The 23,708-nt window shown below is 37.4% G+C and carries 25 protein-coding genes and 1 pseudogene; 4 read left to right on the top strand and 22 right to left on the bottom strand.

Annotated features, from left to right (window positions below; genetic code table 11):
* Window positions 1–55 precede the first annotated feature (55 nt).
* The 5 genes from ACFQ18_RS16955 to ACFQ18_RS16935 form a co-directional block, all read right to left on the bottom strand.
* Complete coding sequence (locus ACFQ18_RS16955) at window positions 56–721, bottom strand: class I SAM-dependent methyltransferase (protein ID WP_204798741.1); 666 nt, start codon at window positions 719–721, stop codon at window positions 56–58.
* Window positions 722–902: 181 nt separating this feature from the next.
* Window positions 903–1,709: a class I SAM-dependent methyltransferase gene (locus ACFQ18_RS16950; RefSeq protein ID WP_204798740.1), complete on the bottom strand. Its 807-nt coding sequence runs from the start codon at window positions 1,707–1,709 to the stop codon at window positions 903–905.
* Between the two features lie 186 nt (window positions 1,710–1,895).
* Complete coding sequence (locus ACFQ18_RS16945; protein ID WP_047185112.1) at window positions 1,896–2,180, bottom strand: hypothetical protein; 285 nt, start codon at window positions 2,178–2,180, stop codon at window positions 1,896–1,898.
* Window positions 2,181–2,801: 621 nt separating this feature from the next.
* Window positions 2,802–2,942, bottom strand: coding sequence for a hypothetical protein (locus ACFQ18_RS16940; RefSeq protein WP_204798739.1), 141 nt, complete (start codon window positions 2,940–2,942; stop codon window positions 2,802–2,804).
* Between the two features lie 359 nt (window positions 2,943–3,301).
* Entirely contained in the window at window positions 3,302–3,652 is a 351-nt protein-coding gene (locus tag ACFQ18_RS16935) for a hypothetical protein (protein ID WP_204798738.1), read from the bottom strand.
* 414 nt (window positions 3,653–4,066) lie between these two features.
* On the opposite strand from ACFQ18_RS16935, the gene ACFQ18_RS16930 reads away from it, so the two are divergent.
* Both ACFQ18_RS16930 and ACFQ18_RS16925 read left to right on the top strand, forming a co-directional pair.
* On the top strand, window positions 4,067–5,494 hold the full coding sequence (locus ACFQ18_RS16930; protein ID WP_047185115.1) for an aldehyde dehydrogenase family protein: 1,428 nt from the start codon (window positions 4,067–4,069) through the stop codon (window positions 5,492–5,494).
* Between the two features lie 282 nt (window positions 5,495–5,776).
* Window positions 5,777–5,941, top strand: a complete 165-nt coding sequence (locus tag ACFQ18_RS16925) for a hypothetical protein (RefSeq protein WP_167507324.1) — start codon at window positions 5,777–5,779, stop codon at window positions 5,939–5,941.
* A gap of 246 nt (window positions 5,942–6,187) precedes the next feature.
* On the opposite strand, the gene ACFQ18_RS16920 is transcribed toward ACFQ18_RS16925, so the two are convergent.
* The 3 genes from ACFQ18_RS16920 to ACFQ18_RS16910 all read right to left on the bottom strand — a co-directional run bounded on the left by ACFQ18_RS16920 (window position 6,188) and on the right by ACFQ18_RS16910 (window position 9,275).
* The gene (locus ACFQ18_RS16920; RefSeq protein WP_204798737.1) at window positions 6,188–6,808 is read right to left on the bottom strand and encodes a branched-chain amino acid aminotransferase; all 621 of its coding nucleotides are present in this window, start codon (window positions 6,806–6,808) and stop codon (window positions 6,188–6,190) included.
* 76 nt (window positions 6,809–6,884) lie between these two features.
* A complete protein-coding gene (locus tag ACFQ18_RS16915; RefSeq protein WP_204798736.1) occupies window positions 6,885–8,186 on the bottom strand; it encodes a DEAD/DEAH box helicase in 1,302 nt (433 codons plus the stop codon).
* Between the two features lie 180 nt (window positions 8,187–8,366).
* Complete coding sequence (locus ACFQ18_RS16910) at window positions 8,367–9,275, bottom strand: RluA family pseudouridine synthase (protein ID WP_204798735.1); 909 nt, start codon at window positions 9,273–9,275, stop codon at window positions 8,367–8,369.
* Window positions 9,276–9,529: 254 nt separating this feature from the next.
* On the opposite strand from ACFQ18_RS16910, the gene ACFQ18_RS16905 reads away from it, so the two are divergent.
* Window positions 9,530–10,696, top strand: coding sequence for a lactate 2-monooxygenase (locus ACFQ18_RS16905; RefSeq protein ID WP_204798734.1), 1,167 nt, complete (start codon window positions 9,530–9,532; stop codon window positions 10,694–10,696).
* Window positions 10,697–10,769: 73 nt separating this feature from the next.
* Here ACFQ18_RS16905 and ACFQ18_RS16900 read toward each other — a convergent pair.
* From ACFQ18_RS16900 to ACFQ18_RS16865, 8 genes and pseudogenes are all read right to left on the bottom strand, one after another.
* Window positions 10,770–11,011 (bottom strand): annotated as a pseudogene (locus tag ACFQ18_RS16900) (hypothetical protein); the annotation flags it as partial.
* Window positions 11,012–11,019: 8 nt separating this feature from the next.
* On the bottom strand, window positions 11,020–11,253 hold the full coding sequence (locus tag ACFQ18_RS16895) for a transposase (RefSeq protein ID WP_204798742.1): 234 nt from the start codon (window positions 11,251–11,253) through the stop codon (window positions 11,020–11,022).
* 269 nt (window positions 11,254–11,522) lie between these two features.
* The gene (locus ACFQ18_RS16890) at window positions 11,523–12,797 is read right to left on the bottom strand and encodes a (Fe-S)-binding protein (RefSeq protein WP_204798733.1); all 1,275 of its coding nucleotides are present in this window, start codon (window positions 12,795–12,797) and stop codon (window positions 11,523–11,525) included.
* Window positions 12,790–14,199: an FAD-binding oxidoreductase gene (locus tag ACFQ18_RS16885; protein WP_204798732.1), complete on the bottom strand. Its 1,410-nt coding sequence runs from the start codon at window positions 14,197–14,199 to the stop codon at window positions 12,790–12,792. The genes ACFQ18_RS16890 and ACFQ18_RS16885 overlap by 8 nt, the downstream gene beginning before the upstream one ends.
* Before the next feature lies 1 nt (window position 14,200).
* The gene (locus tag ACFQ18_RS16880) at window positions 14,201–14,926 is read right to left on the bottom strand and encodes a FadR/GntR family transcriptional regulator (protein WP_204798731.1); all 726 of its coding nucleotides are present in this window, start codon (window positions 14,924–14,926) and stop codon (window positions 14,201–14,203) included.
* 262 nt (window positions 14,927–15,188) lie between these two features.
* Complete coding sequence (locus ACFQ18_RS16875; RefSeq protein ID WP_204798730.1) at window positions 15,189–15,905, bottom strand: FadR/GntR family transcriptional regulator; 717 nt, start codon at window positions 15,903–15,905, stop codon at window positions 15,189–15,191.
* A gap of 89 nt (window positions 15,906–15,994) precedes the next feature.
* Window positions 15,995–17,272, bottom strand: coding sequence for an Nramp family divalent metal transporter (locus ACFQ18_RS16870; protein ID WP_204798729.1), 1,278 nt, complete (start codon window positions 17,270–17,272; stop codon window positions 15,995–15,997).
* A 268-nt stretch (window positions 17,273–17,540) separates the two neighbouring features.
* Window positions 17,541–18,275: an MBL fold metallo-hydrolase gene (locus ACFQ18_RS16865; RefSeq protein ID WP_204798728.1), complete on the bottom strand. Its 735-nt coding sequence runs from the start codon at window positions 18,273–18,275 to the stop codon at window positions 17,541–17,543.
* A gap of 120 nt (window positions 18,276–18,395) precedes the next feature.
* Between ACFQ18_RS16865 and ACFQ18_RS16860 the strand changes: the two genes are divergently transcribed.
* Complete coding sequence (locus ACFQ18_RS16860; protein ID WP_204798727.1) at window positions 18,396–19,268, top strand: DUF6282 family protein; 873 nt, start codon at window positions 18,396–18,398, stop codon at window positions 19,266–19,268.
* 91 nt (window positions 19,269–19,359) lie between these two features.
* Here the strand turns inward: ACFQ18_RS16860 and ACFQ18_RS16855 are convergent, their stop codons facing one another.
* The 6 genes from ACFQ18_RS16855 to ACFQ18_RS16830 form a co-directional block, all read right to left on the bottom strand.
* On the bottom strand, window positions 19,360–20,613 hold the full coding sequence (locus tag ACFQ18_RS16855; protein WP_204798726.1) for a lactate racemase domain-containing protein: 1,254 nt from the start codon (window positions 20,611–20,613) through the stop codon (window positions 19,360–19,362).
* Window positions 20,614–20,891: 278 nt separating this feature from the next.
* Entirely contained in the window at window positions 20,892–21,881 is a 990-nt protein-coding gene (locus ACFQ18_RS16850) for a replicative DNA helicase (RefSeq protein ID WP_379566803.1), read from the bottom strand.
* 38 nt (window positions 21,882–21,919) lie between these two features.
* Entirely contained in the window at window positions 21,920–22,207 is a 288-nt protein-coding gene (locus ACFQ18_RS16845; protein WP_379566802.1) for a DnaB-like helicase N-terminal domain-containing protein, read from the bottom strand.
* The gene (locus tag ACFQ18_RS16840; protein ID WP_204798725.1) at window positions 22,188–22,466 is read right to left on the bottom strand and encodes a hypothetical protein; all 279 of its coding nucleotides are present in this window, start codon (window positions 22,464–22,466) and stop codon (window positions 22,188–22,190) included. Before ACFQ18_RS16840 ends, ACFQ18_RS16845 begins: the two co-directional genes overlap by 20 nt.
* Window positions 22,467–22,483: 17 nt before the next feature.
* A complete protein-coding gene (locus ACFQ18_RS16835; protein ID WP_204798724.1) occupies window positions 22,484–23,242 on the bottom strand; it encodes a DnaD domain-containing protein in 759 nt (252 codons plus the stop codon).
* Between the two features lie 61 nt (window positions 23,243–23,303).
* Window positions 23,304–23,474: a helix-turn-helix domain-containing protein gene (locus ACFQ18_RS16830; RefSeq protein ID WP_204798723.1), complete on the bottom strand. Its 171-nt coding sequence runs from the start codon at window positions 23,472–23,474 to the stop codon at window positions 23,304–23,306.
* Window positions 23,475–23,708: the final 234 nt, after the last annotated feature.

The raw sequence follows: 23,708 nt of genomic DNA, 5'->3' as shown, positions 1-23,708 counted from the left end.
AAACTATCGGAAACAAAGGTATTGTGAAAAGTTTTTTGAGACACTTTGGTACTGTCTACTTGACAGAAGCAGGTGTAGAATGATACTCGGACTCTGTTGACTCAAACGGCAATAAAAATGTCATAGCCAGCGTGGAGCCAGGAGCTAGCTTCGAAACCTGACGTAATGTTGCTGTGATTGCTTCCTTGGTAAGATATTGTGTAACCCCTGTAGAAACGACTACAGCTGGCTTATTCATGTCGAAACCCGATACCTTTAGTTGCTCTAACCATAACCGACCTGCTTCAAAGTCGACTGGAACAAGGTGTAGCCAATTAGGAATACCAAAGCCAAGTTCAACCAAGCGTTTTCTTTTCCAAGCTTGTGTTTCGGGTTGATCAACTTCGAATACCTGGATTCGGGAGGCAATCTCCGTTCGACGCTGAGCAAAGGTATCTAGTCCAGCGCCGAGAATTACGTACTGGGTAACATTGTGATTGGATTGCTCGGTAATCAGATCCTCAATGAAACGGGCACGGGCAACAATAGAAGCACGGAAGCCCCTAGAAAACTTTTGATCCATGTCGGGTCTTTGGCGCCATTCATTGTCAGGATCAATCAATTGTAAGCCGACCTCATCTTCAAGCACATACGGTGGTGAATCGACCTGTACATGCAAAGCACGCCACAATGCAACTCGTATTGCTGTGTGGTCAGGTTCTGTATTTTTTTTATCATGCATAATTTTATTTCTCCTTTCGATAGTCACTCCTGTTATTCTTTCAGTTAGTACGTAAAATACACACCTTTTATTACGCAAAGGGCTTCGTTTACGAACATCAACTATTTAAAATTCCTTTCCATCTATCTCGAAGAAGTTCAATCTCATGTTTGGAAAGAAATTTTGGAATTCGCTTTCCACATCAAAACTTATATAAAAGTAACTTCATCATACTTCTGAAATTTGGAATCATGCCCAAAACAGAATATAGTAAGCGAGTTTTTAATGGAAGTTTATGAATGTATTTTGATCTAAAAATAGACAAGGCTGTCTTTCTTTCTAGTTTGCCGTTTAATTGGTCAACGGTATTAATATCATCCACTGTCCATTGGTGTACAGCTCCTGTTGTTTCTTTTAGGCGGTCTTTTCCGGAATTTACCGCAAAGGAACTCATTACATCAAAAGCGATCTGTCCTTTTGGAAAATTACTTGTTATCAGGTTAAGCAGTTCTTTTACTTCATCTTCAGTAAGATATTCCAACACACCCTCTGCAAGGATTATGGTTGGTTGGTCCTTTGGAATTTCATTTAGCCAGTTTAGATCCGTAATAGAAGATGAGATCATTACGTAGCCTTTTTGACTTTTAAAAAAGGACTTACGTAATTCGATAACCTCGGGGAAATCCACATCAAACCAATTTACCTTGGACGGCGGATTAATTCTTGTTATTCTTGTATCCAGACCGCAACCAAGATTAAGCACCGTTGCGCTAGGATGCTTTTTTATAAATTTCTGCAGCCATGTATCCAATTGCTTCGCTCTTATGACCATGATTTCGTTCCCAAAATGACTGACATTTTCAAAGTCGTAATCAATCATGTGAAGGAACTCTGCTGCCTTTTTATCATCAAGAATTGGATTTTTTGAACGGCTGTCCTGAGCCTTTGCCTGCAAAGTGATCAGAAGAGTTTCTTTTTCCTCTGATAAGTTAATTTTACGAGAATCCATTATTCTTTTTCTCCTTCTTTTATTCCGTTAAATGACCCTTATGTGGAAAATAGGTGCCCCCTTTTCTTCACTTACGATAAATTTTAAGCAAGGTTTCAACTACGCCACAATCTGGCTCGATTGTTCATGAAGGACGCAATGCTTATTCTGTTATTGCGTCCATTTATTGAAGTGCGGTATAAATCATTAATTTTTACTTTTCAACTCTAAAAGTATAGGAGTTATATTTAATAAAATGGATAGTATCGTCAAAAACCATAACGCTGTCTCCATTGTAGGCACTACATCTAATAAAGCAGACCAATCCTCCACTTTTACCCAATCGGATACCATCCTGTATTCTGCGACAAGTGTTAGCGCTGTAAATGATAAACCCAATGCCATTGCCAATTTATAATCTTTTCCTGTTCCATACATATAAAGATTTATAAAAGTTGCTATTATAGCAATGACCCCTAATATTATCCACATCATTTAGCCCCCTTTATATTTTATAATGGCCCGATTACCGAACAAGCACAAATCTTTGTTCGAGAATCACGCCCGTTAATTAAACAGTTATTACTTTGTTGATTCTAAAATAAATCCAAAACGTAAGGGTATATGTATTGTAAAGTGCAAATAAAAAGAGCAATCAAGCCTATTGTGGATATTAAAAATCACAATCATTGAAACCTAAACCCCATAAGTTTGATCTGGGACTTGTGCAGCAATACTAAACATTGGGCCTATACCAATAAGGGTTACTAATATGAATATCAATCCATGTATCAAATATACTCCTGCCTTAAACAATTAACCACCTGCTCTCTCTAGTCTCGATCGTTATAATTCTCACTCCGTTAAATGGCCCGAATGTTGCTTACTTTTATTGTAACAAAATTTCGCGTCTTTTTTACAAACCTTTTGGGATAATGCTTTGTCCAAAGGAGTTTTATGCGCGGTATAGAAAGATCCTGTCATCATATAAATGGGTAACTATTTTTGATCCACCTAAAAACCCCCACTTGTATTCATACATGACAAGTAGGGGTTTTATTTGACTTCGACTTCTGATTCTAATGGGAGTTCCGTTTTCAACACGTCCTTTTCTTAAATTGCCAACTTACTATACTCGTTGATCTGTTCTTCTGTTAATTGTCCGATAAAGTGATAAAAGCTAATGGACTTCATGCCATTTCTCTCGCAAATCAACAAGTAACCACGGTATGCTGCAACACAAATGTTTTCCATTATTTTCCTTCCTATTTGTTATATAACAGATATAACTTTATGTTGATAATATATAACAGTTTTGCGATTTTGTCAATAATCATTTTAGAAAAAAGTGAAAATAATTACACAGAAAAAGGAATGCCCACAGTTTACATAAATTCTTCGTTTCATCATCTTGGTTTATTAGAAATTATGGACAACACTGTTATAAAACACAAGAACGGTTCTAATACTTCCGACAGAAATGAAAGCATTAGAACCGTTCCCCTTGTTCCAAACAGCATGGATGACTATCTTTTTATGTTCAGACGACACCCATCTACTTATTAGGCTACGGCCTCTCAGTTTCTTGAAGAAAGAATGAAAAACAACCTTAGCTATTTAATGAAGAATGGCATATAGAGGATAATTCCTAGTAAAATCATCGTAATAAGTAGCACAATACTTTTCCAACGTTTTCGCCTCCAGAATAAAAGGGAAACGATGATACTTTGTATAAATATCATGGTTGCCCCGATGATGACCATCCAAAGAGAGCCGAAAAAGTTTCCTAACATATTGATGAGGATCCCAACAGGCATTAAGGCGATTACAATGATAGCGACGGGACTTCCTTTAATTCGTTCTAAAATCTCTGTACGTTTAGTTTCAGGAAATTGATCGTATTCAATAAGCGCAAACCACCCAGTAAGGATAACGATTGCACCTAGTACTGAGATTGAACCCATATGAAAACCTCCCTTTATGATCATACTAACCAATTTCTTTGCAATTGAAACAACATGGAGAACCTGGAGCTACTATAAAATGTAGGAGCTGAACGATTCTCATTCCTGATTTGGGATTAACCGATATCCCCAAACGAACTTGCGTTACAATAGATTCTTTTGAAGACAGATGAAAGACTAGTAAGGTAGCTTCAAACTTACTTTCATTTTCCGTTAAGCTATTCCGGCCTTATGAGTTTCATAGGAATACTTGCCTTACTACTAGAATAGAATCATTAATAACTACATGGTTCATACACTCGGAGGATTCTGTTTTTATAAAAAACGCAGGACTCTTTCTTTAGTTATAGATGTTGAAAAACACCTAACAAAATGAAACAGTCTAAATCAATTTTATGAAAAGGGGTATCTAGCATGCGTAAATTTTTAAAACATTTTATTAATGGTGAATGGGTGGAGTCTACCGGTACAAAGACGGTTGATGTCATCAACCCGGCAACAGAAGAAGTAATCGGTCAAATTAGTGATGGAACAAAAGAAGATTTAGATAAAGCTGTTGCTGCAGCCCGCGCAGCCTTCCCATCATTTTCTCAGACAACAAAGGAAGAACGCATTGACCTATTAAATCGGATTGCCGATGAATATGAGAACCGCAAAAACGATATCGTGGAAGTCATTACGGAAGAATTGGGAGCCCCTATTTCCATAAGTGAAAATACGCATTACGTCTTGGGGTTATCCCATTTCCGACAAGCTGCAAAAGAGCTAGAAAGCTTTGAATTCACCGAGAGACGTGGGAATACGGTCATTCGAAAAGAACCAATTGGTGTAAGTGGACTAATTACTCCTTGGAACTTTCCAACGAACCAGCCATCAACGAAGCTTGCTAGTGCTTTTGCTGCCGGAAGTACAGTCGTGTTAAAACCATCAGAACTTACACCATTTGCAGCAATTATACTCGCTGAGATCTTTCAAGCGGTTGGTTTACCAAAAGGTGTCTTTAACCTTGTAAATGGTACAGGTGAAGTCGTCGGAAATGGGATCAGTTCTCATCCTGATATTGACTTTGTATCTTTTACCGGATCCGGTCCAGTTGGTCAAAAGATCACTGAAAATGCCGCAAAAAATATTAAAAAAGTGGCGCTCGAACTTGGAGGGAAATCACCACTTATCATACTTGATGACGTCGACATGAAAAAAGCAGCAAAAATTGCGGTTACGAATGTTGTCTTAAACTCCGGTCAAGTATGTTCAGCAGCAACACGTACACTCGTTCCAAAGTCAAAGATAAATGAATTCACCGATGCAGTAAAGGAAGTCCTACCTAATTTTCCATTTGGTGATCCACAGAATGCTACTAATTTCTTTGGACCACTCGTTTCCGAGAAACAATACAATCGTGTACAAGGTTATATAAAGAAAGGAATAGAAGAAGGTGCAACACTCCTAATTGGCGGTACTGGTAAACCAGAAGGATTGGAAAAAGGATACTATGTCAAACCAACCGTCTTTACCAATGTGAAAAACGATATGGTTATCGCCCAAGAAGAAATCTTTGGACCAGTCATGTCCATCTTAACTTATGACGATCTTGATGAAGCGATTGAAATTGCTAATGATACGGTATATGGATTAGCCGGATATGTCGTTGGTGAGGACAAAGAAAAAGTGCGGAAAGTCGCAACTTCAATCCGGGCGGGTCTTATTAATGTCAATGGTGCTCCTTTTGACTTCGCAGCTTGTTTTGGAGGTTATAAACAATCTGGAATCGGGCGTGAGTGGGGAGCATTTGGTATAGAAGAATATTTAGAAATTAAATCAGTAGTTGGCATGCCTTCTTAGAGAATCGAAACCATGTAAGGGGCCACCTACTATCAGTGATAACTGATAGTGGTGGCCTTCCCTTTTGGAATATCCTTATCTAGTTCCACAAATCATGCTATCTTCTAATCAGTTTTAGCCAAGAATAGAATGGCTGTTCCAACTGCCGTAACAAAAAATACAATTGAGTTTAACTCACTTCAGAAACTGAATACCCAAAAAGGCTTCTGCTTATCCTTTGATATGGCATCTAGGACGAAAATGAGAAAGTTTCATATATTGAAATCAAAGGAGATGGTGGATATGTATATTGAAAATGATAAAGACATGGACTATATGCTTGAGGTCGACCGAATGATTAATGAAGGTCTTGGTGGTGGAACGATCGAGTACGATTATCAGCTACAACAACTAGAGGTCCCGGATACCAATCAACCAAGAAAGAAAAACGATACGATAGAAAAGTGATTAGGAACAAGGACAGGTACCTACCCCATTCAACTGGGATGAGTTACCTGTCCTCACTGTTGCTGTTGTACTTAATAAGTCATTTAATGATCCTTAATTTCTTTCGCGGCAGAATGTAATCCTATCTAACTAGTTTTCCCTTGACCAAATGGATCTGGGCTCAGACCCTTTTTCTAATAAAATACATTTTAGTAGGTACGCTAATTTTTATCCTTTTTTTGTAGAGAAGGAAATGCGATATAACAGTTAATTCATGTCTTTGCTTCTTTCTTCCATTCTCTCAACTAGTTTAAATAGAAAGCGATAAATTAACCGAAAAGCTTCCTCTAATGACATCTCTTCTTTAAACCCATTCACATAATTCAAGGCAAAATTCAAATCAAACAAGCCATCCGTTTGATTAAAAATCAATTCAAATCTTGCTTCATCTCCATGTAATTCTTTCCTTAAGTTTTCTTTAAGGGATATCTCAAACTTTTTCTGCAGCTGCAATCCTACCATGACGTCGTATGTTCCAAATAGATCACTCAATTCCAATGTGATGGCATCGACGCCGATGATTTCCAACCATTTAGATTCTAAGTATAAAAATTCATTCTTGTGTTTTTGAAGGTAGTCGATCGGCTGTTCTAAAAAAGCGAATGATTCTTCAGAGAGAGTTTCTTCTGTATTTTTATCACATTTTTCAATATAAGCATCTTGGAAACGTGTCGTAGGATCTTTTTCTATTAATGTAACGTCATTTGAAATTAATTCATGTTCCTCCATATACTCTTTTTCTTCTTGATAAATTTCAAACGAAGGTGTAGCTTGTTGCTCTTCACTCATCAATGATGAAATGTATTGTTTCATTCGTTTATGTAACATTGGTAAATCCTCCTGTATTTGATTGTACAGTAATACTTTAGTGCATTTTGGATTAAGCAAATCCATTTCGTATGCTTTAGCGTGTACATTTTCCACCTCTTATTGTAGTACCTGAATTGCCTTTTTGTCGATTCTTATTAGGTCTTCTATTGGAAGAACGCGTGGCAGTATTCTTTCCGTCTCTTCTACCACCATCAGAGGGTTTTGCTTTTTTTAATTGTTCGTTGCTTATTCTTTGATAATCCTCACGATCAGGGATACTGACTCCTTTAATCACTTGTATTTCCAATCTTTGATGAATCCCTTTTTCAATCAAACGTAGGAACTCTAAATCCTTAGGAGCCATTAAGGTAAAGGCAACCCCATCGCCACCTGCACGGCCAGTACGTCCAATTCGGTGAACATAACTTTCCACATCATGGGGAATATCATAGTTGTAAACATGTGTCACTCCTTCGACATCCAGTCCCCTTGCAGCAACGTCTGTTGCAACTAGGACTTGAGTTTTCGCCTCACGAAAACGTTTCATCGCTTTTTCGCGTTTAGACTGGGATAAATCACCGTGCAACTCGTCTGAATTGTACCCATTGGCAATCAAAGCTTCGTGAAGTTTTCTGACACGAATTTTTGTTCGGCAAAATATGATCGCTAAAAACGGTCGATGTTCTTCGATTAAATGGAATATAGTTTCTTGTTTTCTCCGATCCGTTGTTTCAATCACAACTTGTTTAATTTCTTCAACCGTTACCTTTTTTGCTTTTACTTCAATGAATTCTGGCTCGTTCATATATTTTTTGGCAAGAGATTTAATTTCTTTTGGGATAGTCGCAGAGAATAACATGGTTTGTCTGGTAGAAAGTGTTTCATGGATGATGTCATCTACCTCTGGAAGAAAACCCATCTGTAACATTTGGTCAGCTTCATCTAACACAAGCATCTGAACCGTTGAAAGATCAAGGCTTTCACGGCGAATATGATCTAATAACCGACCAGGAGTTGCAACGACAATATGCCTGTCCCCTTTTAACTTTTTTAATTGACGCTCCACATCTTGACCACCATACACAGCTAACGTATGTATGCCTTCTACGTTCTCAACCATTCTTTTTATCTCTTTTGAAATTTGCTGAGCCAATTCTCTTGTTGGGGTTAAAATAAGTGCTTGAACATCCGACTTGTGCACATCAATCTTTTCAATCATAGGAAGAACAAAAGCCAACGTCTTTCCTGTTCCCGTTTGTGCTTTTGCAATAACATCCTTCCCCTCCAGTACGGATGGAATCGTCCGTTCCTGGATGGAGGTAGGAGCTTCTATTCCTAATGACTTTAATGTATGGTTTATCTCTTTTCGAATACCTAGTTGTAAAAAATCAGGCACGGCTAATCACGTCTCTTTTCTTATAGTAATGCCTTTATTTTTGTTCCAAGGCTTTTTAACTATAGCATATTGATTAGTATTTACGGAGTGGTTGGGATTATTATGTTGTATTTCCTTTTTTCTTGAATGTGACCCCAAAAAGTTAAAGGGAAACAGATAAACTGTTCCCCCGCTAATCGTTTATTTAGACTTACTTAAAAAAGATGCTGGTACATCCGCTTTAAATGTTAAGATTTTATTTGTTGTTGGGTGTTGGAAGGTTAGGGTCTTCGCATGTAAACCGAGTCTGCCAATTACATTCCTCTCCTTAGATCCATTTTTTTTATCACCAACAACCGGATGCCCAAGATCCTGCATATGGACTCGAATTTGATTTTTCCTACCAGTTTCAAGATTCAATTCTAATAAAGAAAAATCTGCATTACCCTGAATGAACGTATAGCGTGTTTTTGCAAGTAAGCCATCATTTGGCGTTTGACTGGAATACATAAGATGTGTTTTCGTTTCTCTTAGCCAAGACGTGATATAGCCTTCCTTCTCTGTAAACCTACCTTCAACTAGCGCCACGTATGTCCGCTCTTTAACGGCCTTTGCCCAATTATCCTGTAGTTTCCTTTTCACACGCTCACTCTTTGCAAACAGCATCACACCTGATGTGTCTTTATCTAAGCGGTGCACGACAAAAATTCTATTTTCAGGGTCTTCCCTCTTTACATATTTCATTAATTGATGCAATGCCGTCTGCTGTTTTTCTTTTTCCGTCGCAATCGATAATAATCCAGCTTCCTTGTTAATGACAATAATATCCTCGTCTTCATAAAGAATCTGCATTCCAATTAATACATTTTGCTTTACTGCAGCTTTGTTTTTTAGAATCGTGACCGTTTGGCCAGGTTTTAATTGATAATTAAACCGTTTTTCGATATGATCATCAATCGTTACTTGACCTCTAGCCAAGATGGACTTTACTGAATTTCTACTTCGATTAGACATTACCTTTAATAAAAAGGATAATAATTCATCGGGCTCTTTCACTTCAACGATTACATTTTTGGCATCTTTTCGATAGTTGGATCTTTTTTTTGACATACTGTGTGCTCCTTAAAATATTGAAATTATGATGGATGTATCTTTAAGATTAGTAGGTGCGGGCTGGAAATGCAAATGGGAATAAAAACTAAAACGTATTTTAGGAGTTATAGGGATCGGAAGCTGTTTTATACGAACTGTTTTGTGAACAACACATCGGAATGATAATACCATGATCCGGTCAAGGTTTGTGCGAGGAATATTATAATTTAAATATGAATATATATAGATAACATAAGAAGGGGGAGAATGGAATGCAAAACATCGGAAATAACGTGCAATACAAGATTTATATGAATATGATTCAGCCAGGACCGGATCGGTTGCCGATACAGGTTGAGGAATGGGAGAAACAAGCACGTGAGAAACTTGAAGACGGCCCCTACTATTACATTGCTGGGTCAGCGGGAAGCGGTCAGACCGAGCAGAATAACCGTGCCGCCTTTAATAGGTGGAGTATTGTTCCACGTATGTTAAGGAATGTGGACAAACGTGATCTGTCCGTCGAACTTTTTGGTACAACCTCTCCATTCCCTGTTTTGCTTGCTCCCGTCGGCGTCCAATCCATCATCCATGAACACGGAGAAATCGCTTCAGCAAAAGCTTGTGCTGAGCTAGGTGTCCCTTTCATCGCAAGTACTGTATCAACAGTGCCGATGGAGAAAATTGCCGAAGCGGTCGGCGATGCGCCTCGCTGGTTCCAGCTGTACTGGGGGCGTGATAAAGATGTCACCGCGAGTTTCCTAAAACGGGCTGAGGCGTCGGGGTATTCGGCAATTGTCGTCACACTTGACACAGCGATGATGGCATGGCGGGAACATGATTTAAAGAATGCATATTTGCCGTTTCTAATCGGAGAAGGTGTAGGTAACTACTTTACCGACCCGGCATTCCGTTCAAAACTCGATGCGCCGCCAGAGGCAGACCCGACAGCCGCAATCATGCATTGGACAACCATTTTTGGGAATACCGGCCTGACATGGGAAGACATTGATTTCCTGAAAGAGCACACAAAGTTGCCAATTATCCTGAAGGGTATCTTGCATCCGGATGATGCAAAACTCGCTCTTGAAAAAGGAGTCGACGGTATCATCGTCTCTAACCACGGCGGACGGCAAGTCGACGGCGCTATTGCAGCCCTCGATGTGCTTTCTGCTATTTGCGGAGCCGTTGACGGAAAGGTTCCCGTTTTCATGGACAGCGGCATTCGCCGGGGATCCGACATTATGAAAGCACTCGCCCTTGGAGCAAATGCGGTACTGATCGGGCGTCCTGCCATGTACGGCCTAGCAGTGGGCGGACAATCCGGAGTAAAGGAAGTGCTCCAAAACATGCTTGCGGATTTCGATTTAACCATGGGGCTAGCGGGACAAGCCAGTGTAAAGAGCTTGCACCCAGGTATTTTGGAAAAAGTACAATAGATACCTGTAAATTCACAAAACTCACCGCTTAATCGTGTTGTATTCCATTTTCCGGTGCATGGAATGTATATAAATATTTCTCACATTTAAGAGTTCCCCAAAACGATTCAATCGGTTCGTTATCAATGCATTTTCCGACTCGAGACATACTGTGTGTCATCGCTGCCTTATCCATCCGACGTTTAAATCCGTGAGAAGTATATTGAAAACCTCGATCACTAGGAATAAGCGGATGTTCATCATCATTCAATGTAGCTGTAGCCAGTTCCAACGTTTAAAAACAAGTCGATTATTGTTTCGATGTCCAAAAACATAACGCTTTTTTAGAAAGGCATTCTCCGCACGTAAACGTTCATTCTCTTTTTCCCCGTATCTTTTAATTCTCTAAGACCATTATAGCTCCTAATCCATTTACGAAGAACAGATGAATCCAAAATACCATATTTACTTACAACCTCACGTAAGGAATAGTCACCTGAAATATAAACTTTAACCGCTGCTTCCTTTAATTCTTTAGAATATGTTTTCCATGTTTTTGATTCTTCTAATCCACGTATTCCTTTTTTTACCTCTTAATCCATTCGTAAAGAGTTGATTGATTAATTTGGTATTTCAAGCATAACTACCTCAGTGTATAGTCTTCATTTTTATAAGTCATTATTACTTTATACTTAACTTCACTGGGATAAGACCTTTTTGACACCCCCCCCTAAGATAGAAACAGATTTTAATTTTTTAATCTGTCTACCTTAAGGGGAGCATATCAGTTTTTGTTTTGTGGGTTCCTATTATATATTCTATCTATACATTCAGTCATTTTCTAAGCTTAAATCCCACAAGCTTCCGCCAATAACTCGACAATATGAACTACCTCAATTCTATCCGAGTACCCTTCTCTTTCCACACCTAATTTCATTTGCAAGTGACAACCAGGGTTTGTCGTAACAATCACTTCAGGAGAAACTTTATTCACATGCTTCATTTTTTCATTTAGAACATCCATCGACTCATCGTAATTAACAATGTTATATATTCCCGCTGATCCACAGCACATATTCTTATTCGGTAGTTCCAAATATGTAATTCCAGGAATAGATTTCAACATATCAAATGGTTCTTTTACTCTTTTTTGAACATTACTCATATGACATGAAGGTTGATAAGTCACAACTTTATTAATTTCTTTCGTAAATGGCAACTGCAATTGGCCTAATATTACACTAATATCTACATTACGCTCTGCAAATCGTTTTGCTCGGTCATTCCATTCTGGCTCATCAGCGAGTAATTTATCGTATTCTACTAACATTGCACCACAACCACCAATACTATTTACGATGTAATCAAAATCATATCTTTCAAATGCTTGGATATTTTCTTTTGCTAATTGTTTTGTGATTTCTGTTTCTCCAGCATGAGCTTGCAGTGCACCACAACAGGTTTGTTCTTTAATAACTGTTACATCGCATCCAGCTAATTGTAATAATTTCATACTTCTCGTATTGATATCAGAGAACATAGTATCCATGACACAGCCAACGAAGAATCCAATCTTAAAAGAAGGTCTTAATTTTGCCGGATAGAATTCCTGACGTTTTTTCCTATTTGAAGGTCCTTCTACATCTGGCAATATCTTTTCAAAACTTCGTAAATTTTCGGGTAAAACTCTCGTTGCTTTCAATTTATGTGCTACTTTTTGTAACCCAGTTTTCTGATATAATGCGATTCCACTACCTGCTGTTTTTAACATTTTGTTGTTTGGAATGGCCTTATAAAAAACAAAATCCTGAAACATTTTAACACGTTTCGGCATTTCCTTTTTCTTTTCTTCTTGAATATAGTCTTTTGCTGATTCTAATATTTTTCCGTACTGTACATTTGTTGGACATACCACTTCACACGCCCTACATCCTAAACATAAATTAATAGGACCATCCAGTTCATCATACGTAATTTTCCCTTCTGCTGCCATTTTCACTAAGTTTATTCTTCCCCTTGGAGAGTGTGTTTCTTTTCCCATTGTCAAGTATGTTGGACATGCTGGTAAACAGTAGCCACATTGTACGCAGTCAAATGTTTCTTCATACGCTAACTTAGCCATTTGTTAACACCAACCTTTGTCCAGGCTCAGGGAAAATTTTACCTGGATTTAAAATATTCTTCGGATCCCAGGCTTCCTTTATACGTTTCATCATATCGAGTCCAACTTCCCCTAATTCCATTTCCATAAACGGTGCTTTTAATGTTCCAATTCCATGTTCACCAGACAGAGTTCCACCCAGTTCTATTGCGGCTTGGAAAATTTCTTCAACAGCTCTTTCTACGCGTTGCATCTCTTCTTCATCGCGCTTATCAGCAATAATATTCGGATGTAAATTTCCATCTCCAGCATGACCAAATACAACTAAGTTTAATTTATATTTTTCTCTAATTTCTTTCAGCCGTTGGAACATATGAGGTATTTTACTTCTTGGTATGGTAGCATCTTCTGAGATTTTTGTTGGTTTTACCTTTACTATTGCTGGAGAAACTAGTTTTCTCGCACGCCATAACTCCGCTGCCTCCTCAGGAGTGTTTGCTACTTCTACTTCTTTTGTTATCTCATTACATACTTCTTTAACACGGAAAATCTCATCTTCAATAGCAGCTGGGTGTCCATCCAATTCAATTAAAAGCAACGCTTCTGCATCCCTAGGAAGTCCAAGAGGTTCATAATCTTCTACCGCATTGATAGTTAAGTTATCCATAATCTCTAGTTTCGATGGTAATATTCCAGAGCTTAAAATATTAGTAATGGCACGTCCAGAATCAACAATATCATCAAAAACAGCCATCATTGTTTTTGTTGCTTGTGGTTTTGGATAAAGCCTTAAAATTGCTTCCGTGATAACACCAAGTGTTCCTTCAGAGCCAACAATTAATTTAGTTAAATCATAACCCGTTACATTCTTTACCGTTCTTCCACCAGTACGAATGATTTCTCCTTCTGGTGTGACAACTTCTAGCCCTACAACATAATCTTTGGTAACTCCGTATTTTAATCCTCGTGGTCCACCTGAATTTTCTGCTAAATTCCCGCCAATGGTTGATACGTTGGAACTACTTGGATCTGGTGGATAAATTAGACCTTTATTCATAGCAGCACTATTAATATCGGCTGTCAGCACCCCCGGAGAGACAACAGCTACCATATCCTCATGATTGACAATTAACTTGTCATCCCATTTCGATAGATCGAGGACCATTCCTCCTTTTACAGGAAGTGGCCCACCACTTAAACTTGTTCCTTGCCCCCTTGGATACACAGGTATCTCATATTGATTAGCTAATTTCATTAATTTTGAAACTTCTTTTGTTGATTTTGGTTGTACTACAACATCTGGTAAATGCACCCCAAAGGAAGCATCATAAGAATAGCTGTATAAATCAACTTTATCTGTAAGTATTCGTTTATCTTCTTTAATAATATTTTTTAATAAAACTACTAACTGTTGTTGCTCCATGTTACTCCTCCATTCGATATAAATGACTTTGTTGATGTCTCTCTTTTATGCCTTGATGATGTTCCCACATGGCTTCCCTTGAAGCATTAGGATCTTTATTCATAATGGACTCATAAATTTTCGCGTGTTCTGACATAACCTGTAAATTTAATACCCGATTCATTGTTGAAAATTCCCTACTTTTTTGTACAGTTTCCTGAATTTGATCCGCAACAAGATTGACTACTTGAAGCATCACTGGATTATTTGCTGCTTCAATGAGAATACAATGAAATTCAAAGTCTTCTTTTAAAGCAATTTCTCCCATTCTTTCCTTTTCAAGTAATCGCAGATAAATGTAATATAACCTTTCACGTTGGGCACCCGTCATCCTACTTGCTGCATAATACGCAGCATCTCCTTCAATCGCTTGCCTCAACTCGATTAAATGCATAAAATCCGAATCATTTTCTTCCAATATTTGAGACAATCTAAATAACAACTTTTGTTCCGAATCTTGACTAATAAACATACCAACTCCAGGTTTAACAGAAATAATTCCCGATGATTCAAGTACTGTTACAGCCTCTTTTACAGAAGTCCGAGATACTCCAAGCATCTCAGCGAACACTCTTTCGGAAGGTAATTTATCTCCTGGTCGGTATGTTCCATTGGCAACAGCATCTTTTATTTGCTGAACAATTATTTCATAGATTCTTTTTCTCTTTTGAATTGGTTTAAACTCCACAATTTCCCTCCAATCTGTCTAGTGGCTAGGTGGACTGTCCAGTTGAAGCATAGAACTGAGAAACAAAGATTCAATGTTTCTTAATTCTATTTTTATTTATTACCTTCTGAACTCCATAATGGATATGCCTTATCGTATTTTCTAAAAAACTTCATTTTTTTCTCTAGTGCATGGGCTAGTTTAAGTAATAGGAATTACTGTTTCAACCATTTTCTGGTTCGATTGCACAATCCGTATAGTGATGTCTAAAACAATAAATATCTTATCTATGAAATGATTCTTTCATTACTCGTTTATCATTTAATTTGATACGAACATTAGTTAAATGCTCTATTACTACTTGTTTTGCAGCTAAGCTATCTCTATTCTTTATAGCTTCATAGATTTTTTCGTGTTCCAAATATACTTCTTTTCTCTTTTCCGTCCAACCGAGGTTCTTCTCCAAAGAAAATTTCACAGCTCTTAAATGGAGTGCTGATAAATGATCCATAGTTTGAGTTAAAAACGGATTATACGCAGCTTTAACTAATACCCGATGGAAGGCATAATCCGCTTCATAACCTACTTCACGTTCATCATCCATTACCTTTTTAAATGCAATTAAGCTTTCATAGAGATCTTTTATATCCGTTTCATTATGTCGCTTAGCAGCAAGATAAGCAGCTTCTGATTCGATAATTGTTCGCATTTCTAGTAAATCATGTACTTGTCTTACATCAACCATTTCAAATTGAACAGGATCGAGCATTGTAGCAAGGTTGATTTCTTTAATCCAACTTCCACCACCTTGCTTTGATTCAATAACCCCTGTTGCCTCTAGTACACTTAATGCTTCCCGGAGCGGTACACGACTCACCCCAAATTTTTGAGCTAATTCTTGTTCCGTTGGGAGTTTACTATTTGGAGGTAACTCTCCAGAATTAATCATTTTAATTAACTCATCGAGCACCAAACTAGAAACTTTTTTTCTTTCAATCATCCAAATCTCTCCCTACCTATGTATAAAATAGACCAATCATTGTAACCAAATAAAATCACTAAATCCTGTTTATCCTCAGTATTATTTAATTATAATACGCCAAGAGAATTTAGAATATTTAATACCCCTAGATATATCGCAAAACCAACTGCAACAAAACCAAGTATATTTGTAGTTGTCCTGTTTCTTAAATCACCAACTACTTCCTTTCTATTGATAAGATATAGAATTGCCACTGCAGTAATAGGTAGTAACATACCGTTAACAGTTTGAGCTAATATAATTGTCCATACTGGGTTAGTAATTCCCACCGCAAATATAAATGGTACCCAAGCAACGAAACTAAATACAATTCTAAATGGTAAACTCTTCAAATCACTAGATAAACCAAAACTTTCGGTAAAAACATATGCCGCAGACAATGCTGCCATTGGCATGGATGATATAGCCGCTGCAAATAGTCCAATACTAAACAATGCATAAGCAGCATTTCCCAACAATGGTTGTAATGCCATTGCCATCTCCCCCGCGCCTTGTATTTCCAATCCATTTGACACATGTAGAGGATGTAAAACTGTTCCAGCCACCACACCAACAGCCATTGTAATTAACCCACCAATAAAAATAGGAAAAATAGTATCCAATCGCATTAACTTTAAATTTTCTTTAGGCTTTTTATGCCATTTTTTCTCAACAACTGCAGATGAATGTAAATATAAATTATAAGGCACTACGGTTGTTCCGATTAAGCTTAACACTAACATGATATCCGTTATTTCAAATCTTGGAACAGTTAATCCGAATAAAACATCTGAATAAACCGGTTTAACATAGAACATATTGATTAAGAAGGTTAAGCCCATGGTAGCTACTAAAAATGTGATTGTTTTCTCCAACAGCGAGAATTTACCTATCATAAGTAGTCCCCAATAAATCAAAGTTACGACAAACATCCATCCCTTTCCTGAGACCCCACTTATTAGTTCTCCCAACGCTAACTCTACTCCTGCTAGATTTCCTACCGAATAAATTGCGTTTCCACCAACAATCGCAAGTACTGCTATGATACTTGCCCACAAACCTAATCTTGTTCGAATTAATTTTGCAAGACTTTGACCTGATGATAAAGATAGTCTAGCTGACATTTCTTGCAAAATAATCGCAACAATAACCGCCAAAGTAACAGAAGCCCATAATAGCGAATACCCATTATTGGTTCCAGCAACGGTACTAGTAGTGATCGTACCTGTTCCAATAAAAGCCCCCGCAACAAGCATTCCCGGTCCAATTTGTTTGAACATACCTAAAAGACTTTTTTTCTCCTTCGACGATTCTATATTATTTAAATCCTTTGCAGTATTATCCACTTTTCTCCATCCCCTTACTTTATTGTTTCATCATTTTTTACAATAATTTCTGCTGTTTCCTATTTACTCATTAATAATTATCAATTTACTTTGTATGTTCCTCCTTATCTTTTCTTTTTCCCTTTTATTTGTAAGCACTCTCATAAACTTGTAATACAATTATACAATATTACAATCTTATAAATCAATACTATTTTCTGAATATTAAAAGACAGAGGATAAGATATTGCTTTATACATAAAGCAATATCTTATCCTCCGCCTTACATTTAAATGTTTTTTATCCTAATTTTTATTAAGCTTTTATTATTTTCGTTTAATAACCCATTCGCAAAGATAATAAGTTCTTTTGCTTCCTCCATTCCTTTCCATTTGTTATTTTCTTTTAAAAGTGGAATATCGTGGCCAGGATAAATTAATTTAGCTTGCCCTAGAATCTTTGTAATAGATTTTCTTGCAATCTCTTCATTCCAAGTATTCATAAGTTCTCCACCACTTAACTCATTTCTATTTTTTATTGCATCACTAACAAGAAGTTTTTCGCCAATTTGTAATCCTATTAAACCTTCCGTATGGCCAGGTAATTCAATCACTTTCATCCCATCCATTTCATCGCCTTCTGCCACGAATTGTAGATTTAGATGATTTAACAATTTTTCCCTATGGAACTCTGGAACAGCAAAGTCTTCAAATACAGTGTTTGGATATAATTCGAACCTATGAATATAGATACTTGCATTGGGAAAAAGCATCCAGTTGACTGCGTGATCAAAATGAAGATGGCTAATAATTATTCCATCAATATCATCTTGGTTTACATTATGTTCCTGCAATTTTTCCATAAGACGTAATCTTTCATTATACCCACCTGTATCAAACAAATAATTTTTTTGCTCATTTTTATCCGTTGTAATCTTAATTAACAAGGCGGTACTCCATCCGAGAAAGCCTCTAGTTGATTTGGCTGGAAAACCTAGAAAAATTGGTATTATTTTGTGTTCCATAAGAAACCCCTTTCGTAATATAATCTGAAATTTACAAGGAAAAGTATTTTACAGTATAATTAAACTTAAATAAATAGTCAATATTATAAATAAATGACAATAATGTTTGGAGTGAATAAGTTGGAGAAAATATTTCATCCATTACTTGAGGGTTCTTTTGATTTCCATGTACATAGTTCACCTAGTATTTTTGAAAGAAAACAGAATGACTGGGAGGTAATAGCTGATGCAATCGAAGCACAAATGGGAGGATTAGTATTAAAAAGTCATGAATCAAGTACGGTTGAACGAGCTTATTTAATTAATGAAGTTAAAACTTCTATTCAGGTATTCGGAGGTATTGTATTAAATAATCATGTTGGAGGGTTAAACCCATATGCTGTAGAAACAGCGTTAAAAATGGGTGGTAAAATAGTCTGGTTTCCTACTATTTCTACAAGGCAACACCATCACTACTTTAGTAATAAGCATACGAAACTATTTAACGGAGACCCAAATGCCGTTAATTCGACGATTAACATTCAACAAAATGGAAAACTTACAAATGAAGCAATTGAAATTTTATATCAAATTAAAGAGTTTGACGCAGTATTAGCTACTGGACATCTTTCTTTAGAAGAAACTCATATACTCATAAAATATGCACTTGACATAGGAGTAGAAAAAATTCTTATCCAACATGCAGATATGGGTATCTCGAAAATCCCGATGGAAGATCAACTCTATTTTGCTTCGAAGGGTTGTATTATTGAAAAATGCTACCTCGCTTGCAGTTCTGACTTTCACGATTTAAGTATTGACGACATGGCTAATACGATTAATAAGATTGGGTATAAAAATTGCATTTTGGTGACTGATTATGGGCAACCACATAACGAGCCACCTGTCCATGCATTCAATCGCTTTGTGGAAGAGTTATTGTCAGCGGGGATTAATGAACAACAGTTAACATGGATGATTAAAAATAATCCGAAAAGTTTACTAGGATTGTAACTCTATTACCTTGCAATTTTCCCAAAAAAGCTGATAACAATCTGGTATCAGCTTTTTTCCAATCCATTTTTTTCCCTTTTTTAAACTTAAATTAACTTTTTAATAGGCGATGCTTTAACTCCCCATCTTTAAACTCTAATTCTACTTTTCTTAATATTTCATAATCTACCTTTTGTTTGTCTATCTTTTTTAATGCACTTTCGGATATAAATAATTTACTTAAATGTAGTGTATTTTTTACTTGAATAAAATCTACCTGTTCCTTATTAACATCTGGTCCTAAACTTAGGAAAACTGCATCTAAGGCTGATTCCTCTGTTGGATAATGTAACGGAAACATGACTCTACGTAAAAAGGTACTTGTTAGCGCGTTCATATATGTCGAATTTCGGTCTATTTTGCTAATCAGTTTTTCTGTTGTAAAATCAGCTAAACCTATTCCTTGAGCGTTTCCATGAGACTGTTCCGACAAGTCAAGAACAAGAATACGTTTAAAATTTGGTTCCAAAGGTTCTTCCGTTCCATCAATACGCATTCTTCCAATAACGTTTGGATCCATTCCTGTCCCACTATAATTTTTTCCCATTTCCTCAATAACAAGAACATCTAATTCTTTTAAAGGCAATGATGGCATAAGTTCCTTAGACTTCAATAGTAAAGTGGCCTCCTGATCATACCATTCTTCCACGTCGACACCTTTAATTTGCGCTGTTTGATCATACCCGTTCTCTATAATTCCAAGCCCCATTAGTATAGGCACACGTTCCAGAGCATACTTGGATACAGCTATAATATTATGTTCCATGCTATTCGCGCCCCGACCATGTATAAAACTTGCTCCTTTTTGCTTCCCAAGTCCAATCGCAACCATCTTACTTAAACCACTTTCCACTTTTCCATGAAAAGCCGTATGTACTTTCACACGATTAACCACAATAATTCCATCTGCAAGATAGGCGTTTTTATCCATATAAACAGGTAAATTATCTTGTGTTGTTCCTAATTGGATTGTTTCCATAGATGAACGAATAGTTGTTCCAATACTTTCCTCCGTTATCCCTAATTGATGTAATACTTCTATCTGACCTTCAGAAGTTGCCCCACCATGACTCCCCATTGCAGGAACAATAAAAGGTTTATATTCTTTTTCTTTTAAATAAGAAACAATTTCATTTAAAATAAGAACAATATTTTCAATACCCCTACTTCCCGCTGTAATTGCAATTTCACTATGTTTCGGAAGCTGCTGTAGTTGTTTGTTTTTACGTAACTCGCTTCGTACGGTTTCCCTAATATCGGTAAGCTTCTCCCCTTTAAATCGTTGCTCAATTTCATATAAAATCATTTTCTCCCCACCCATTCTATGTTAGCACTTACATTTAAAAGAGAATTTAGTGTTTCTATTCGTAATATAAAGAATATAATTATCGAAGTCAATAAAATTAATAATTTATTGAAATCTAAATCTATTATATTTATACCTATATATGGAATTTTTCTTATTGACAAACGGACCATTTTATGAAGAATGAATACCTTAATTGAATGCTTTAAGTAACGACTGAATAATAGAATATTTAATATTTTATACATTCGGTGATCAAATGGCATCTTATACTATGATTATTTATTAAAATCTTTGAAACGCACAGCCAGATTATGTCCTGCTCTCCCTTCCGCTCTTATATCCCCAAACCTACCATACTCCTTCCAAAACTCCATCTCCACTGTTCCAGTAGGTCCATTCCGTTGCTTCGAAATAATGACCTCTGTGATCGTAGGACTTTCCGACATTCGATTATAATAATCATCCCGATATAAAAAAGCGATAACGTCCGCATCCTGTTCAATGTTTCCGGATTCCCTTAGATCGGACATAAGCGGTCGTTTGTCTTGTCTGGATTCCACACCACGGGAAAGTTGGGATAGGAGGACAATCGAGACTTTTAATTCCATTGCGAGGAGTTTTAGTTCTCTAGTAATCTCTCCGATTTCTAAATCCCGACGATCTTTTCGAATGGTAGTTGGGGTGATGAGTTGCAAATAATCGATGATGACAAGGTGATGGCCGTTTGGATCTTTCTGAACCGCATTCCGAATCGTAGAACGAACTTGCGAGAGCGTTCGTCTTGTATCAAAAATAGTTAAATCCCAAGATGCAATCGTACCAATAGCCCGAAATGCTTTTTCATAATTCTCCTCTGAGAATAATAGGTTTCGCCACTTTCTCCCGTCCATCATCCCTTCCGCAGAAATCATGCGCTCCAACAGTTGTTTGGTTCCCATTTCTAAGCTAATCACAAGGGAAGAACCCTTATTTTTACAATGGCCTGCAGCTAAATTTAAGGCAAAAGCTGTTTTTCCAGCGGATGGTCTAGCTGCCACAATAATCAAATCGCCTTTCTGCAAGCCTCCTGTCATATCGTCAAAATCCGTTAACGACGTCATATAACCAGTCTGTTTCGTTTTCTCGGTCATGTCCTTGCTGATTTCCATCAAGTAATCGTAGGTTGACCTTTCTTTTTGCTTGGTCCCTGCATCTTGAAAATGCGTTAGCTTCTTTAGTAGCACGTCCATCGCTTCGTCACTTGGATTTTCCACGTAACCCTTCACAAGGTCCCTGCTTTTCCGCATGCGATATGCCTCAAGAATTAATGCTCATGCTGCTTGAAATTCGCCAAGGTAGCTACAGACCCTGCCATTTCTGTCAGATAAAGGGTGCCACCAATCTGATGAATATCATCCTGAAGGGCTGTTGTCACGGTCACGATATCAATTGGCTGTTTTCTCTCAAATACCTCCTTCATCGCCAAAAAAATTCTTCGGTGCCTCGCATCGTAAAAATGTTCTTCTTCCAATTCTAAGTTATTAAACAATGTGCCCTCTACCAGTATCGCTCCGAGTAACGTTGCCTCTGTTTCATAATTTGTTATTTTCATGGTTCACCTTTTGTATAATCAATTTTTCCAGTTGCACGCGAAACTGTTGCTTCGTTTGTTCTGAAACCTTATTAGCTTCCTCCTGCCATTTCTTCATGTTCTCCATATGTTCATTCTGCATTTTCGGATACACAGCAATCTCCGCAATGGTTGGTGGATATGGATACGTGGAAGCAAAATGCCTCAGCTTCGTCATCACACCATCATAATCCATTTCCATCAGAGCCGGAAGAAGCATCTTCGCCTTTATCCTACTCATTTCCACCTTGGGGTACATTACCGCAATATGTTCCAGTACATCAATTGCCTCTTCCCGTTTCCCCCGAGTTCCTCCTCTCTTCTTAATTCATCAAATAACGTTTCTGGTTTTTCCGGCTTCTCTCTAGCCTGGAACAAGACCATTTTTTTAGTCTTTGGTCGTTTTATGTAATGTCGTAAATCCTCTCTGTTTTTCAAGCCCGCGTCTTGCCACTGCTCTAAGATTTTTTCTAAATAGCTAAAGGTCCTTCCACCTTTTTTTACTGTAAATTCAATAGCTTCCATCACAAGCTCTTCGTCAAACACGTCACACCAATCATGTAGAGATTTCATGACAACCGGTGGAAGACTACCAAAGTTTTGTTCATATGTAACAAGCAATTTTTCTGACGCAATTCTTCTTCCTCTTCTTCTTCTCTCTCTTAAATCATCTATTAAGGGCAACGATTCGGTAGGTGATTGGGTAGAGGATTGGTACTCAGATGAGTCAACTGAATGGACCAATGAATTCAAGGAGTAAATCGGTGCACATCCTCTTTTTCCTTTTTCATAACGAATAAATTGCTTTTGTACAAGCGTCGCCCTCGCATTAATTAATCCTTGCTTCGATAGACCCGTTAATTTCATCAAAATGGAATTAGGTACACTAAATTTACTCTGACAGCCAGCCTTATTCCATATGGCAAATAAGCTATACCATAATACAATTGCGCTGCTGGACATTTCGTTTAATAATAACCAATCCCGAAAAGCATTCATCTCTTTCCACATATTCATGTTTATTGCTTCCTTTCATATTTTTACTTCGGAAGGTGCCTTGTACGTAGCACCTTCTCCCTTAGTTTCCTTGTTCCTGAATCCACTTCTCAATCACTTCCGGCAAAAATAAAATCTTACTTCTAATTCGGAAGTGTGGAATCTCTTCATCTCGCACTAAATCATAAATCGTATCGGAATGTACACCTAGAAATGTGGCTACTTGTTTTACGGTCATCGTACGGCGTTCCATGATATCAACCTCCTTTCATTTTTATAATCGAAAGGTTTTGGGTTGAGGGGGGATTGGTTGGGTTATTTGGGGTGGAATTTTTTTGAGGCAAGGAGGAATGATGAATTTTGATGTTGGGAAGAGCTACGAGACTTTTGGGGTTAGGTGGAGGAAAACCGTAAGCGTCAAATAGCCCACACCTAGTATTAAGGTATGGGCTATTTTATACTCTAACTAAGATTTAATTTGAACTTT

Origin of the sequence: Oceanobacillus caeni, from assembly GCF_042678465.1 — a bacterium.
Lineage (GTDB): Bacteria > Bacillota > Bacilli > Bacillales > Amphibacillaceae > Oceanobacillus > Oceanobacillus caeni.
The sequence above is the reverse complement of the archived record's forward strand: the minus strand, read 5'-3'. Positions and strand labels throughout refer to the sequence as shown.